Source organism: Pseudomonas sp. R4-15, assembly GCF_055768815.1.
This window is the reverse complement of record NZ_CM147293.1, coordinates 4,506,358-4,520,978: the sequence shown is the minus strand read 5'-3', so window position 1 is coordinate 4,520,978 and position 14,621 is coordinate 4,506,358. Positions and strand designations below refer to the sequence as shown.

The 14,621-nt window shown below is 65.9% G+C and carries 17 protein-coding genes; 16 read left to right on the top strand and 1 reads right to left on the bottom strand.

What is annotated here, in order from left to right; translation table 11 throughout:
• Positions 1 to 72 precede the first annotated feature (72 nt).
• From ACYRGX_RS21795 to lipA, 12 genes are all read left to right on the top strand, one after another.
• On the top strand, positions 73 to 1,338 hold the full coding sequence (locus ACYRGX_RS21795; RefSeq protein ID WP_473054505.1) for a glutamate-5-semialdehyde dehydrogenase: 1,266 nt from the start codon (positions 73 to 75) through the stop codon (positions 1,336 to 1,338).
• Entirely contained in the window at positions 1,335 to 1,988 is a 654-nt protein-coding gene (nadD, locus tag ACYRGX_RS21790) for a nicotinate-nucleotide adenylyltransferase (protein ID WP_473056754.1), read from the top strand. Before ACYRGX_RS21795 ends, nadD begins: the two co-directional genes overlap by 4 nt.
• A gap of 7 nt (positions 1,989 to 1,995) precedes the next feature.
• The gene (gene rsfS / locus ACYRGX_RS21785; protein WP_473054504.1) at positions 1,996 to 2,367 is read left to right on the top strand and encodes a ribosome silencing factor; all 372 of its coding nucleotides are present in this window, start codon (positions 1,996 to 1,998) and stop codon (positions 2,365 to 2,367) included.
• Positions 2,368 to 2,376: 9 nt separating this feature from the next.
• A complete protein-coding gene (rlmH, locus tag ACYRGX_RS21780) occupies positions 2,377 to 2,844 on the top strand; it encodes a 23S rRNA (pseudouridine(1915)-N(3))-methyltransferase RlmH (RefSeq protein WP_473054503.1) in 468 nt (155 codons plus the stop codon).
• A gap of 9 nt (positions 2,845 to 2,853) precedes the next feature.
• Positions 2,854 to 4,740: a penicillin-binding protein 2 gene (mrdA, locus tag ACYRGX_RS21775; protein WP_473054502.1), complete on the top strand. Its 1,887-nt coding sequence runs from the start codon at positions 2,854 to 2,856 to the stop codon at positions 4,738 to 4,740.
• Between the two features lie 35 nt (positions 4,741 to 4,775).
• Positions 4,776 to 5,879: a rod shape-determining protein RodA gene (gene rodA, locus ACYRGX_RS21770; protein WP_473056753.1), complete on the top strand. Its 1,104-nt coding sequence runs from the start codon at positions 4,776 to 4,778 to the stop codon at positions 5,877 to 5,879.
• Positions 5,879 to 6,874 (top strand): lytic murein transglycosylase B, encoded by a 996-nt coding sequence (gene mltB / locus ACYRGX_RS21765; protein WP_473054501.1) that lies wholly within the window; start codon positions 5,879 to 5,881, stop codon positions 6,872 to 6,874. Before rodA ends, mltB begins: the two co-directional genes overlap by 1 nt.
• Entirely contained in the window at positions 6,871 to 7,854 is a 984-nt protein-coding gene (locus ACYRGX_RS21760) for a septal ring lytic transglycosylase RlpA family protein (protein ID WP_473054500.1), read from the top strand. Before mltB ends, ACYRGX_RS21760 begins: the two co-directional genes overlap by 4 nt.
• Before the next feature lie 88 nt (positions 7,855 to 7,942).
• Positions 7,943 to 9,100: a D-alanyl-D-alanine carboxypeptidase family protein gene (locus tag ACYRGX_RS21755; protein WP_473054499.1), complete on the top strand. Its 1,158-nt coding sequence runs from the start codon at positions 7,943 to 7,945 to the stop codon at positions 9,098 to 9,100.
• Positions 9,101 to 9,166: 66 nt separating this feature from the next.
• Complete coding sequence (locus ACYRGX_RS21750; protein WP_473054498.1) at positions 9,167 to 9,439, top strand: DUF493 domain-containing protein; 273 nt, start codon at positions 9,167 to 9,169, stop codon at positions 9,437 to 9,439.
• A 1-nt stretch (position 9,440) separates the two neighbouring features.
• Positions 9,441 to 10,097 carry a lipoyl(octanoyl) transferase LipB gene (lipB, locus tag ACYRGX_RS21745; protein ID WP_473054497.1) on the top strand — a complete coding sequence of 219 codons (657 nt, stop codon included), beginning with the start codon at positions 9,441 to 9,443 and terminating at the stop codon, positions 10,095 to 10,097.
• A complete protein-coding gene (gene lipA, locus ACYRGX_RS21740) occupies positions 10,094 to 11,071 on the top strand; it encodes a lipoyl synthase (protein WP_473054496.1) in 978 nt (325 codons plus the stop codon). The genes lipB and lipA overlap by 4 nt, the downstream gene beginning before the upstream one ends.
• A gap of 53 nt (positions 11,072 to 11,124) precedes the next feature.
• Here lipA and ACYRGX_RS21735 read toward each other — a convergent pair whose 3' ends face one another.
• On the bottom strand, positions 11,125 to 11,853 hold the full coding sequence (locus tag ACYRGX_RS21735; RefSeq protein WP_473054495.1) for an RsiV family protein: 729 nt from the start codon (positions 11,851 to 11,853) through the stop codon (positions 11,125 to 11,127).
• 160 nt (positions 11,854 to 12,013) lie between these two features.
• On the opposite strand from ACYRGX_RS21735, the gene ACYRGX_RS21730 reads away from it, so the two are divergent.
• From ACYRGX_RS21730 to ACYRGX_RS21715, 4 genes are all read left to right on the top strand, one after another.
• Positions 12,014 to 12,631, top strand: a complete 618-nt coding sequence (locus ACYRGX_RS21730; protein ID WP_473054494.1) for an NUDIX domain-containing protein — start codon at positions 12,014 to 12,016, stop codon at positions 12,629 to 12,631.
• Positions 12,628 to 13,074 (top strand): DUF1249 domain-containing protein, encoded by a 447-nt coding sequence (locus ACYRGX_RS21725; protein WP_473054493.1) that lies wholly within the window; start codon positions 12,628 to 12,630, stop codon positions 13,072 to 13,074. The genes ACYRGX_RS21730 and ACYRGX_RS21725 overlap by 4 nt, the downstream gene beginning before the upstream one ends.
• A gap of 77 nt (positions 13,075 to 13,151) precedes the next feature.
• On the top strand, positions 13,152 to 13,964 hold the full coding sequence (gene cpdA, locus ACYRGX_RS21720) for a 3',5'-cyclic-AMP phosphodiesterase (RefSeq protein ID WP_473056752.1): 813 nt from the start codon (positions 13,152 to 13,154) through the stop codon (positions 13,962 to 13,964).
• 45 nt (positions 13,965 to 14,009) lie between these two features.
• Positions 14,010 to 14,618, top strand: coding sequence for a YqiA/YcfP family alpha/beta fold hydrolase (locus tag ACYRGX_RS21715; protein WP_473054492.1), 609 nt, complete (start codon positions 14,010 to 14,012; stop codon positions 14,616 to 14,618).
• The last annotated feature ends 3 nt before the right edge of the window (positions 14,619 to 14,621 follow it).

Below are 14,621 nucleotides of genomic sequence, written 5' to 3'. Positions count from 1 at the left end.
GGTGCGGCGCTGTGCGGCGCGTGCGGCTGCCGGTATACTTGGCAGCTTTCTCTGCCATCCGGATCACCGACCATGACCGAGTCCGTCCGCGACTACATGACCCGCCTGGGCCAAGCCGCCCGCGAGGCTTCGCGCCAACTCGCCCGAGCCAGCACCGCGCAGAAGAACCGCGCCCTGCTGGCCGCCGCGCAGGCGCTGGACGCGGCGCGCCCAGCACTGGTCGAGGCGAACGAGAAGGACCTGGCGAACGGCCGTGCCAACGGCCTGGCGCCGGCCATGCTGGATCGCCTGGCGCTGACGCCCAAGGTGATCGACTCGATGATCGAAGGCCTGCGCCAGGTCGCCGGGCTGGCCGACCCGATCGGCGAGATCCGTGACATGCGTTACCAGCCCTCGGGTATCCAGGTCGGCAAGATGCGCGTACCTCTGGGCGTGGTGGGGATCATCTACGAATCGCGTCCGAACGTGACCATCGATGCCGCCAGCCTGTGCCTGAAGTCGGGCAACGCGACCATTCTGCGCGGCGGCTCCGAGGCCATTCATTCCAACCAGGCGATTGCCGCCTGCATCGCCAGCGGCCTGGCCGAAGCGGGCCTGCCGGCCTCCGCCGTGCAGGTGGTCGAGACCACCGACCGCGAGGCGGTGGGTGCGCTGATCACGATGCCCGAGTACGTCGACGTGATCGTACCGCGCGGTGGCAAGGGCCTGATCGAACGCATCAGCCGCGATGCCCAGGTGCCGGTGATCAAGCACCTGGACGGCGTCTGCCACGTCTACATCGACGTCGCCGCCGATCTCGACAAGGCGATCCGGGTGGCGGACAACGCCAAGACCCAGCGCTACTCGCCGTGCAACGCCATGGAAACCCTGCTGGTGCATCGCGACATCGCCGGGCGCGTGCTACCGCCGCTGGCCGCCATCTACCGCGACAAGGGCGTGGAGCTGCGTGGTTGCGCGGCGACCCGCGCGCTGCTCGGCGAAGAGGTGCTGGAAGCGAGCGAGGACGACTGGTACGCCGAATACAACGCAGCGATCCTGGCGATTCGTGTCGTCGATTCCCTGGACGCGGCCATCGAGCACATCAACCGCTACGGCTCGCAGCACACCGACGCGATCGTCAGCGAGAACTTCAGCGACGCCCGGCGTTTCCTCACCGAAGTGGACTCGGCGTCGGTCATGGTCAACGCCTCGACGCGTTTCGCCGACGGCTTCGAATACGGCCTGGGTGCGGAGATCGGCATCTCCACCGACAAGCTGCACGCCCGTGGGCCGGTCGGCCTGGAAGGGCTGACCAGCGAGAAGTACGTGGTCTTCGGCGACGGGCACATCCGTACCTGATGCGCCGGATCGGTATCCTCGGCGGTACCTTCGACCCCGTGCATATCGGCCATTTGCGCGGGGCCCTGGAGGTCGCCGAGCAGATGGCTCTGGACGAGCTGCGCCTGGTGCCCAGCGCCCGGCCGCCGCACCGTCCGCAGCCACAGGTGTCGGCCGAGGATCGGCTGGCCATGGTGCGTCTGGCGGTGGCGGATGTCGCGCCGCTGCAGGTGGATGACCGCGAGCTGCGGCGTGCGCGGCCGTCGTGGACCATCGAAACGCTGGAGTCGCTGCGCGAGGAAATCGCCGGCGACGACCAGCTCTTCCTGTTGCTGGGTTGGGATGCCTTCTGTGGGCTGCCCGCCTGGCATCGCTGGGAGGAACTGCTGCAGCACTGCCATATCCTGGTGCTGCAGCGGCCGGATTCGCCGGGCGAGGCGCCCGAGGCGCTGCGCGACCTGGTCGCGGCGCGCAATGCGAGCGTGCCGCAGGCCATCGAAGGGCCGGCGGGGCGCATCGGTTTCATCTGGCAGACGCCTCTGGAGGTGTCCGCCACCCATATTCGCGAGCGACTCGCCGACGGGCGTTCGGTTCGCTTTCTGGTACCCGACGCGGTGCTTGACTACATAGAGGCGCACCGGCTGTACCGGGCGTCCGATGCTGAGGAATAGGCTTCACATGCAGAACGAACAACTGGTCCAGCTGGCGGTCGACGCCCTGGAAGATCTCAAGGGTAAGGACATCACCGTCATCGATGTACGCGGCAAGACCAGCGTCACCGACTTCATGGTCATCGCCAGCGGTACCTCCGGACGCCACGTCAAGTCGCTCGCCGAGAACGTCCTGGAAAAGGTCAAGGCGCAGGGCGCCCGCCCGCTGGGCAGCGAAGGCCTGGACGGTGGCGAGTGGGCGCTGCTCGACCTGGGCGACGCGGTGGTCCACGTGATGCAGACCGCTACCCGCCAGTTCTACGACCTGGAGCGCCTCTGGCAGGGCGCCGAGCAGAGTCGTGCGCAGCACGCCGGTGAAGCCGAAGCCGACGGCGAGTAAGCCCCGCTCGTGCGCATTCGTCTGATCGCCGTCGGCTCGAAGATGCCGCGCTGGGTCGAGGATGGCTGGCAGGAGTACGTGCGGCGCATGCCTGCCGAGCTGCCGGTCGAGCTGGTCGAAATCCCGCTCTCCACGCGCGGCAAGAATGCCGACGTGGCGCGGTTGATCCGCCAGGAAGGCGAGGCGATGCTGGGCAAGGTGCAGCCGGGGGAAAAGGTCGTCACCCTGGAGGTCGGCGGGCGCCCCTGGAGCACCGAGCAGCTCGCCGAGCAGGTCGAGCGCTGGCGCCTCGATGCACGCACGGTGAACCTGATGGTCGGCGGTCCCGAGGGGCTGGCGCCGGAGGTCTGCGCGCGCAGCGAGCAGCGCTGGTCGCTGTCGCCGCTGACGTTGCCGCACCCGTTGGTGCGCATCCTCGTCGGCGAGCAGCTGTATCGGGCCTGGACGCTGCTGTCCGGCCATCCCTACCACAAGTAGTTCGCCGTCATGCCGCAGCAGATCCGCCTCAAGGACCACGAAAAAGACGCTCGCCTGGTACGCCGGCGGGTGCTCGCCGGTGCCGTGGTGGTGGTGGTGGCGATCCTGGTGCTGGTGGCGCGGCTGTACTACCTGCAGGTGATCCAGTACGACTATCACTCGACGCTGGCCGAGAACAATCGCATCCACGTGCAGCCGATCCCGCCGACCCGCGGGCTGATCTTCGACCGCAACGGGGTGATCCTCGCCGACAACCGTCCCAGCTTCAGCCTGACGGTGACTCGCGAGCGCGCCGGCGACTGGGAAAAGGTGCTTGACACCATCGTTCAGGTGCTGGCGCTGCCGGAGGAAGACCGCACGCTCTTCGAGCGGCGCATGAAGCAGGGGCGGCGGCCGTTCGAGCCGGTGCCGATTCTCTTCGAATTGAGCGAAGAGCAGATCGCCCGGCTGGCGGTGAACCAGTTCCGCCTGCCGGGTGTGGAGGTGGCCGCGCAACTGGTGCGGCACTATCCACTGGGCGAGCATTTCGCCCATTCGGTCGGCTATGTCGGACGCATCAACGAGCAGGAGCTCAAGCGCGTCGATCCGGTGAACTACAGCGGCACCCACCATATCGGCAAGACCGGCGTGGAGCGCTTCTACGAAGACGCGCTGCATGGTCATGTGGGTTACGAGGAAGTCGAGACCAACGCCCGTGGCCGCGTGCTGCGCGTGCTCAATCGCACCGACCCGAAGCCCGGTAAGGACCTGGTGCTGACCCTCGACTCCAAACTGCAGGCCGCCGCCGAGGCGGCGCTGGGCGGACGCCGGGGCGCCGTGGTGGCACTGCAGCCGAAGACTGGCGAGCTGCTGGCGATGGTCAGCCAGCCGAGCTTCGACCCCAACCTGTTCGTCACCGGTATCAGCTTCAAGGACTACGGCGAACTGCGCGACTCGATCGACCGACCGCTGTTCAACCGGGTGCTGCGCGGACTCTACCCGCCGGGTTCGACGATCAAGCCGGCGGTGGCGGTGGCAGGACTCGACGCGGGGGTAATCACACCCTCGTCGCGGGTCTTCGATCCGGGTTTCTACCAACTGCCGAATTTCGAGCACAAGTACCGCAACTGGAACCGCACCGGCGACGGTTGGGTGGACCTGGTGACCGCGCTGATGCGTTCCAACGACACGTATTTCTACGATGTCGCACACAGGATGGGCATCGATCGCCTGCACGATTACCTGAGCCGTTTCGGGATCGGTCAGCGCGTATCCCTCGACCTTTTCGAGGAAGCCAGTGGGTTGATGCCGTCGCGGGACTGGAAGCGCGCGCGCTTTCGCCAGCCCTGGTACCCCGGGGAAACGCTGATCCTCGGCATCGGCCAGGGCTACATGCAGGCCACGCCGCTGCAACTGGCGCAGGCGACCGCGCTGATCGCCACCCGTGGCCACTGGATTCGCCCGCATCTGGCCAAGACCATCGAGGGCGAGGCGGTGGTCGATCCCGATCCGCCGGAGGACATCAAGCTGCGCGATCCGCATTTCTGGGACTACGCTCGCGAAGGCATGGAACAGGTGATGCACAACCCGCGCGGCACCGCGCATCGGGTCGGTGCGACCACCAAGTACCGCATGGCCGGCAAGAGCGGTACCGCGCAGGTCGTGGCGATTCGCCAGGGCGAGCGCTACGACAGCGCCAAGCTCGACGAGCGGCACCGTGACCACGCCCTGTTCGTGGCCTTCGCACCGGCGGAGGATCCCGAGATCGTCGTCGCGGTGATGGTGGAGAATGGCGAATCAGGCTCCGGTGTCGCGGCGCCGGTGGCCAAGCAGGTGATCGATGCCTGGCTGCTCGATGATCAGGGCAACCTGAAGCCCCAGTACGCCTCGCCGGCCGCCGAGGAGGAGCATCCATGAGCAGCTTCGACCGCACCCTGTCCGACGAGGACGTCCTGCGTCGGCGCTCCAGCCTGCTGCAGCGCGTTCACCTCGATGGCACCCTGCTGCTGCTGTTGCTGGTACTCGCGGCCGGCAGCCTGTTCGTTCTCTATTCCGCGAGCGGGCGCGACTGGGACCTGCTGATCAAGCAGGCTACCTCGTTCGGTATCGGCCTGGTCGCGATGGTGGTCATCGCCCAACTCGAGCCGCGCTTCCTGGCGCGCTGGGTGCCGCTGGCCTACGTGCTGGGGGTGAGTCTGCTGGTGGTGGTCGATATCATGGGCCACAACGCCATGGGCGCCACGCGCTGGATCAACATCCCTGGGGTGATCCGCTTCCAGCCGGCGGAGTTCATGAAGATCATCATGCCGGCGACCATCGCCTGGTATCTGGCGCGGCACAACCTGCCGCCGCGGCTCAAGCATCTGGTGATCAGCCTGTTGCTGATCGGTATTCCCTTCGTGCTGATCGTGCGCCAGCCGGACCTGGGCACCTCGCTGCTGATCCTCGCATCCGGCGCCTTCGTGCTGTTCATCGGCGGGTTGCCCTGGCGCTGGATCATTGGCGCGGTGGCCGCGGTGGTGCCGGTGGCGGTCGGCATGTGGACCTTCTTCATGCACGACTACCAGAAGCAGCGGGTGCTGACCTTCCTCGATCCAGAGAGCGATCCGCTGGGGACCGGCTGGAACATCATCCAGTCGAAGGCGGCGATCGGTTCCGGCGGCATCTTCGGTAAGGGCTGGCTACTGGGAACCCAGTCGCACCTCGACTTTTTGCCGGAAAGCCACACGGACTTTATCATTGCCGTACTCGGCGAAGAGTTCGGTCTGGTCGGTGTCTGCATACTGCTGCTGATCTATCTGATGCTCATCGGTCGCGGGTTGGTAATCACCGCCCAGGCGCAGACGCTGTTCGGCAAGTTGCTTGCCGGCAGCCTGACGATGACCTTCTTCGTCTACGTATTCGTCAACATCGGCATGGTCAGCGGGCTGTTGCCCGTGGTGGGGGTGCCCTTGCCCTTCATCAGCTATGGCGGAACTTCCCTGGTGACCTTGTTGTCAGGGTTCGGGGTCTTGATGTCGATACACACGCACCGCAAATGGATCGCGCAGGTTTGATGGGGAACAACAGACAAACGGCCTTGGGCTTCACCCTGGCCAGCCTGCTCGCAACGCCGTGCGCGCACGCTGCGGATTACCGCGATAATGCCGAGGTCGAGACCTTCATCGGCTCGCTGACCCGTGAGTACGGTTTCGCCGACGAACAGCTACACCAGTTGTTCGACGAAGTGCAGCGCAAGCAGGGCATCCTCGATGCCATCTCCCGGCCTGCGGAACGCGTGCGGCCCTGGAGCGAGTACCGCCCGATCTTCATCACCGATTCGCGCATCTCCCGCGGCGTGGACTTCTGGCGCCAGAACGAGGCCGCCCTGACGCGTGCCGAGGCGGAATACGGGGTGCCGGCTCGCTACATCGTCGCGATCATCGGCGTGGAGACCTTCTACGGACGCAACACCGGCAGCTACCGGGTGCTCGATGCGCTCTCCACGCTGTGTTTCGATTACCCGCCGCGTGCCGATTTCTTCTGCGGGCAGTTGCGGGAATTCCTTCTGCTGTCGCGCGAGGAGCAGGTCGATCCGCTGTCGCTCAAGGGCTCCTACGCCGGTGCCATGGGCTTGCCGCAGTTCATGCCCGGTAGCTTCCGGGCCTACGCGGTGGACTTCGACGGCGACGGCCATATCGACATCTGGGGCAACCCGACTGATGCCATCGGCAGCGTCGCCAATTATTTCAAGGAACACGGCTGGCAGCGGGGCCAGGCGGTGGCCGTGCCCGCACAGGTGTCCGGTGAGCGGTTCGAACAAGCCCTCAGCCCTGGCCTGCAGACGAGCCTGAGCGTGCAGCAGTTGCGCGAGTTCGGCTGGAGCCCGGCGCAGCCGCTGACCGACGAATTATCCGTGGGCGCCTTCCGCTTGGACGGTGCCAAGGGGCCGGAGTACTGGATCGGCCTTCCCAACTTCTACGTCATCACCCGCTACAATCGCAGCGTGATGTATGCCATGGCGGTCGAGCAGCTCGCGCAGTCGCTCGAACAAGCCCGAGGTGAGCGATGAATTCTTCTTTACGCCTGTTTGGCCTGGGGGCCCTGGTGGTCGCATTGGCCAGTTGTTCGTCGTCGCGGCCACAGGTCTCGTCGCCGTCGCTGGCGACCTCCGGTCCGGCTGACTACAACCGCCCGCACCGCGACGGCGCGCCCTGGTGGGACGTGGACGTGTCGAAAATCCCCGATGCGGTGCCGATGCCGTTCTATGGCACGGTCAAGGCCAATCCCTACACGGTGCTGGGCAAGACCTACTACCCGATGCAGGACGCCCGCAGCTATCAGGCGGTGGGCACCGCATCCTGGTATGGCACCAAATTCCATGGCCAGCACACCGCCAACGGCGAGACTTACGACCTGTACGGCATGAGTGCGGCACACAAGACCCTGCCGCTGCCCAGCTACGTGCGCGTCACCAACCTGGACAACGGCCGCAGCGTGATCCTGCGGGTCAATGACCGTGGTCCGTTCTATTCCGACCGCATCATCGACCTCTCCTTCGCCGCGGCGAAGAAGCTCGGCTATGCCGAGAGCGGCACGGCGCGGGTCAAGGTCGAAGGCATCGATCCGCAGCAGTGGTGGGCCGCCCAGGGCAAGCCAGTACCCACGCTCATGGCCCAGGCGCAGAGTGCCGCGCAGCCTCCGCTGCCGCTCGCCAGCCAGCCGATCGAACGCTACGATCCGCCGCCCGAACAGCACGCCGCAGCGATGCTGCCGCTGCAGGTCGACGCAAAAAAAAACGCTACTGCACCAGCCTCTGGGCTGTATCTCCAGGTGGGAGCGTTCGCCAACCCGGACGCTGCCGAGCTGTTGCGCGAGAAGTTGAGCACGACGGTGAGCGCACCGGTGTTCGTCAGCTCGGTGGTGCACAACCAGCAAGTACTGCATCGCGTGCGCCTGGGGCCGATCGGCACGCAGGATGAGGTTCGCCAACTGCAGGACAGCGTCAAGCTCGCCAACCTCGGTCAGCCGCGCCTCGTGCGCAACGATTAGCGATTAGTGCAGTGCCCGCCGGAGTGTCTCCGGCTACCCTGCGGCGGCGAGTTCGCCGCATTCACCCTTAGCGATACCAGAGAGACGGATGAATATCATCAGCTTTGCGCAACGCCTTTTCCTGTCAGCCCTGCTGGTTGCCGCACCGACGGCCTGGGCGCAACAGGCCCTGCCGGCGCCGCCGCAACTGGCGGCCAAATCCTACGTGCTGATGGACGCCGCCAGCGGTCAGGTCCTGGTCGAGAATGATGGCGACGAACGCCTGCCGCCGGCCAGCCTGACCAAACTGATGACCGCCTACATCGCCACGCTGGAGATCAACCGCGGGCAGATCAAGGAAAGCGACATGGTCACCGTCAGCGAGCACGCCTGGCGCACGGGTGGCTCGCGGATGTTCATCAAGGTCGGTAGCCAGGTCTCGGTCAGCGACCTGCTGCACGGCATCATCATCCAGTCCGGCAACGACGCCAGCGTGGCGCTCGCCGAGCACATCGCCGGCAGCGAAGATGCCTTCGCCGACATGATGAATACCCAGGCGCAGAAGCTGGGCATGGTCAACAGCCACTTCATGAACGCCACCGGTCTGCCCCATGACGACCATTACTCGTCGGCGCATGACATGGCGATCCTGGCCAATGCCATCGTCCACGAAGATGCCGGCCACTACGCGATCTACTCCCAGAAGGAATTCCTCTGGAACAACATCAAGCAGCCCAACCGCAACCTGCTGCTGTGGCGCGACAAGACCGTCGACGGCCTCAAGACCGGCCACACCGATGCCGCCGGCTACTGCCTGGTGGCCTCCGCGGTGCGTGACGGTCAGCGTCTGATCGCCGTGGTTTTCGGCACCGACAGCGAGCAGGCCCGCGCCGCCGAGACGCAGAAGCTGCTGACCTATGGTTTCCGCTTTTTCGAAAGCCGCACCTTCTACCAGAAGGGCGCCGAGCTGACCAAGGCGCCGGTCTGGAAGGGCGATGCGCGCGAAGTGTCCGCCGGCTTGGCCAACGACCTGACACTGACCCTGCCGCGTGGCCAGATGAACCAGTTGCAGGCGAGCATGGTGGTCGAGCCGCAGCTTATGGCACCCATCGCCCAGGGGCAGGTGATCGGCAAGGTCGAGGTCAAGCTGGGCGACAAGGTGGTGCATAGCGCCGACCTGGTGGCCCTGCAGCCGGTGGAAGAGGGTGGCCTGTTCCGCCGTATCTGGGATAGTATCCGACTATTCTTCTACGGTTTATTCAACTGACCCCCACGCCGGGCGACTCGTTTCGCCCGGCGTTTTGCCGTCGCCGGCCTCGAGTCGGCCAGAGCCATGACAGAACCCACAGCTCCGAAAATCGAATTTCCCTGCGAACGTTATCCGATCAAGGTGATCGGCGAGGCCGGTGACGGTTTCGCCGAACTGGTGCTCGAAGTGCTGCAGCGCCACGCGCCCGACCTGGATGCGTCGACGCTGGTCAGCCGCGATAGCCGCAACGGACGCTTTTTGTCCGTGCAGGTGTTGATTACCGCGACCGGCGTCGAGCAGTTGCAGGCCATCCACGTGGACCTGCGCGCCACCGGCCGCGTCCATATGGTGCTTTGAGGTGGAACGCCCGCCACTTGGCGTGCGCCAGCTCGGCTTGGTCGAATACCTGCCCACGTGGCACGCCATGCAGGCATTCACCAACGGGCGCGATGCGACCACCGCGGACGAAATCTGGCTGCTGCAGCATCATCCGGTGTTTACCCAGGGCCAGGCCGGCAAGGCCGAGCACCTGCTGTTTCCCGGTGACATTCCGGTGGTTCAGGTCGACCGCGGCGGCCAGGTGACCTACCATGGCCCCGGTCAACTGGTTGCCTACTTGCTGCTGGACGTGCGTCGCTCGCACCTGGGCGTGCGCGATCTGGTCAGCGCCATGGAGCAGGGGCTGGTGGACCTGCTCGGCGAATATGACGTACAGGCCTATGCCAAGGCCGAAGCCCCGGGCGTCTACGTGGACGGCATGAAGATCGCTTCGCTGGGCCTGCGCATCCGCAATGGTCGCTCCTTCCATGGGCTGGCGTTGAACGTCGACATGGACCTGGAGCCTTTCGGGCGCATCAACCCCTGCGGCTACGCCGGCTTGCCCATGACCCAACTGCGCGACCTGGCCGGGCCGATGGATTTCGACGAAGTGAGTGCCCGCCTGCTCGCGCGGCTCGTCTCACGACTGGATTACCCCCAATACACAGCCCTCACGGGCGGGATCGAAACCCTATGAGTACAGTGGAAACCCCGGGCAAGCCGGCCAAGGTGGAAGCCGGCGTCAAGCTGCGTGGCGCCGAGAAGGTCGCGCGCATCCCGGTGAAGATCATTCCCACCGAGGAACTGCCGCGCAAGCCGGACTGGATCCGTGTACGCATTCCCGTGACCCCCGAGGTCGAGCGCATCAAGCAGTTGCTGCGCAAGCACAAGCTGCACAGCGTCTGCGAGGAAGCCTCCTGCCCGAACCTGGGCGAGTGCTTCTCCGGCGGTACCGCGACCTTCATGATCATGGGCGACATCTGTACCCGCCGCTGCCCGTTCTGCGACGTCGGCCATGGCCGACCCAAGCCGCTGGACGTGGACGAGCCGAAGAACCTGGCCATCGCCATCGCCGACCTGCGCCTGAAGTACGTGGTGATCACCTCCGTGGACCGCGACGACCTGCGCGACGGCGGTGCCCAGCATTTCGCCGACTGCCTGCGGGAAATCCGCGCGCTGTCCCCAGGCGTGCAACTGGAGACGCTGGTGCCGGATTACCGCGGGCGCATGGACGTGGCGCTGGACATCACCGCCGCCGAGCCGCCGGACATCTTCAACCACAACCTGGAAACGGTGCCGCGGTTGTACCGCTCCTCGCGCCCGGGGTCGGATTTCGAGTGGTCGCTGGACCTGCTGGAAAACTTCAAGAAGCGCGTGCCCCACGTGCCGACCAAGTCCGGCCTGATGCTCGGCCTGGGCGAAACCGACGAGGAAGTCATCGAGGTCATGCAGCGCATGCGTGAGCACGAGATCGACATGCTCACCCTCGGTCAGTACCTGCAGCCGTCGCGCAATCACCTGCCGGTGCAGCGTTTCGTACACCCGGATACCTTCGCCTGGTTCGCCGAGAAGGGCGCCGAGATGGGCTTCAAGAACGTCGCGTCCGGTCCGCTGGTGCGTTCGTCCTACCACGCCGACCAGCAGGCCCACGGCGGCAAGATCGGCAACTGACCCCTTGCCGGTGAGCGTGCCGAGAAGCGCCGGGCGAGCCCGGCGCTTGGCATTCAGCGTAGGTATTGCGGTTTGAACACCCCTTCGAGCTCCGCGTAGGGGATGTTCAGGCGCGGATGGCCGACCGAATAAGGGCCGATCGCGTAGACGTCGTAGACCAGCATCGCGCCGTCCGTGCCGAGTCCGACCTGGGTGGTCTTCTGGAAGGGCCAGAACTCCACGAACTGCGGGTCCTGGTCGAGCTTATTCTCCTCCAGCCAGCGCTGGTGCGCGGCTTCGGCCAGGTGCCAGAAGGCGTCCTCCTTGCCCGGTAGCAGCAGGTCCTGCAGTTGCAACTCGCGTTGCGCCTCGCGATCGTACTGCAGCAACTGGCGTCCCGGCATGCCGTGGGCGCCCCCGGTGTAGAGATAACTGGAGAGCTCCAGCAGGATCAGCCCGCGATGCTGGTCGAGCACCTTGGCCTGCAGCCAACTGCTCCAGCCCGGCTCGGCGCTGCCGAGGAAGCTGCGCTCATAGTCCTGCAGGTTCGCAGCCGGTGTGCTCTGCTCGCCGGCGACGGTCATCTGCAGCAGGCGCTGCTCGACCAGTGCGTTGAGCGTGGGTTCTTCGGCAAACTCCAGGGTGTCGATGTTCACCAGCGGGCATTTGTCGCCATGGCAGTTGCCGGCGTGGTCTTCCCAGGCGTGGCGGCGGTACTCGGCGGGTGCCGGTCCGGTGAGGCTCTGGCAGGCGGTCAGGCCGAGGCAGGAAATCAGCAGCAGGGTCTGTAGCGGGAAATTCATCGGGACCTTCGCAGTCGGTGCAGGATGCGACTTCGATTCATCGGACGTCGTCGAGTTCTATCGTCATTATCGGCAGCCGAACGGTTGCCGCAAGAGGCTGCGTAGAGCGCGTCGGCCCGCTAGTCTGCAAGACCATCAGCAATCAGGAAGGGCAACCTACATGAGCAGAACCCACCAGCCGGCCCCCGGAGACTATGAGATCGTCGAGCGCGAGAACTGCTTCAGCGGTTTCTACAAGGTCGACCGCCTGCATCTGCGCCACCGGCAGTTCTCAGGCGGCATGGGCCCGGTGCTCAGTCGCGAGCTGTTCGTACGCCACGATGCCGTCTGCGTACTGCCCTACGATCCGCAGGAAGACGCGCTGGTGCTGATCGAGCAATTCCGCGTCGGTGCCATCGGCAAGGGCGACAGCCCCTGGTTACTGGAAATGGTCGCCGGGCTGATCGACAAGGCCGAGAGCCCCGAAGAGGTCGCGCATCGCGAGGCGGAGGAGGAGGCCGGGTTGCGTATCGACGGGCTGTGGCCCATCGCCCGCTACTTCCCGTCGCCTGGTGGCAGCGATGAACTGGTGCATTTGTACCTGGGGCGTTGCGATAGCCGGGGCGCCGGTGGTATCCATGGTCTTGCAGAGGAGGGAGAAGATATCCGCGTGCACGTGCTGTCGTTCGACGAAGCCATGCGCACCCTCACGGACGGTCATGTGAACAACGCCGCCTGCCTGATTGCCCTGCAATGGCTGGCGCTGCACCGCGACGAAGTAAGGGAGGCCTGGCGTTGAGTCCAGCCCGCGAACGCTACCGCATCGACCTGCCACAGTTGCAGGCGACCTGCGAAGCCAACTACCTGCGCCTGATGCGCCTGCTGCCGCGCATGCGCCAGTGCAGCGACGCGCGCCGCGTGGCGATGAGCCAGGGCGAGCGCCTGCTCGGCGTGTTGGCACTGGAAGTGGTGGAAAGCTGCCCGTATACCAGCACCCTGCACATCAGCCAGGAGCACAGCGCATCCTGGCTGCCGCAGCCGCGCCTGGAAGTGCGCGTGTATCACGATGCGCGCATGGCCGAGGTGGTCGGCGCCGACCAGGCCCGGCGCTTCCGTGGTATCTACCCCTATCCCAACCGTGACATGCATCAGCCGGACGAGAAGCACCAGCTCAACCTGTTCCTCGGCGAATGGCTGGCCCATTGCATCGCCTGCGGGCATGAGCTCGAACCGCTGATCTGAGTCGGGATTTCTGTGACGTCGTTCCGCCTGGCGAGTTTGCTCCGCCAGCGGTGGCTTCGCATAATGGGCTCCGCCTTCTGCCGGCCGAGCCCATGCCTTCCGACGCTGCCATCCAACTGCTGCAACTGACCGACAGCCACCTGTACGCCGATCCCGCCGCACGCCTGCTGGGCATCCCCACGGCGGAGAGTCTGCGCGCGGTGGTCGAGCTGGCGCGCCGTGAGCAACCCCGCATCGACCTGCTGCTGGCCACCGGCGACCTCTCCCAGGATGGCTCTGTCGCGTCCTATCGCGCTTTTCTCCAGGCCTGTGCGCCGCTTGCCGCCCCCGCTTGCTGGATTCCCGGTAACCACGACGACGCGGCTGCGATGGGCGAAGTCGGCGCGGCCGCGGGCTGTCTGCGCGAGGTCGTCGATATGGGCGCGTGGCGCCTGTTGCTGCTCGACTGCCAGGTGCCGGGTGCGGTATTCGGTCATCTCGGTACGCAGCGCCTGGAGTGGCTGGCTGCGCGTCTGGACGAGGCACCCCAGCAGCATCACCTGATCTGCCTGCACCACCAGCCAGCGCCGGTGGGCAGTCGCTGGATGGATGGCATCGGCCTGCGTGATGGCACCGCCTTGCTGGCGCTGCTCGCCGAGCGACCTCAGGCGCGGGTGCTGCTGCATGGCCATGTACACCAGGCGGTGGACCAGCAGGTCGGCCGTCTGCGCGTGCTCGCCACGCCGTCCACCTGCGTGCAGTTCACCCCGCGCAGCGAGGATTTCGCCATCGAAGCCCGCGGGCCCGGTTATCGCTGGCTGCGCCTGTATGCCGATGGCCGTGTGGACAGCGCGGTTTCACGGCTCGCCGACGACGCCTTCGTTCCCGACCCCGACGCGACCGGTTACTGAGTGCGCTTGCGAGAGATGGCACGCAACTTGTAGCCTCTTGCCTCCATGACACCCGCCATTCTCTATATCCATGGTTTCAACAGTTCGCCGCGCTCCAGCAAGGCCATGCAGCTGATGGCGGCTATGGAGCGTGCCGGGCTCGCCGAGCGCCTGCGCGTGCCGGCGTTGCACCACCATCCCCTGCAGGCGATGGCGCAGTTGGAGGCCGCGCTGGCCGAGCTGGGCCGGCCTTTGCTGGTCGGCAGTTCGCTGGGCGGCTACTATGCGACCTGGCTCGCCGAGCGGCACGGCCTGCGCGCCCTGCTGATCAATCCGGCGGTAGCGCCACACCGGCTGTTCGACGGGCGTCTGGGGACGCAGACCAACTACCATAGCGGCGAGACCTGGGAGCTGACCCTCGACCACGTGGCCGCGCTGGCCGCCCTCGAGGTGCCACCGCCCCGTGATCCTCAGCGCTTCACCGTTTGGCTGCAGAGCGCCGACGAAACCCTCGACTACCGCGCCGCCCTGGCTTATTACGCCGGCTGCGAGCTGCGCGTGGAGGAGGGCGGCGACCATTCCTTCCAGGGCTTTGCCGAGCGCCTGCCGGAGTTGCTGGCACACGCCGGCTTCGTCACCGCGGGCGGGCAGGGCAGTGATTTTCCCGATTCATAGAAG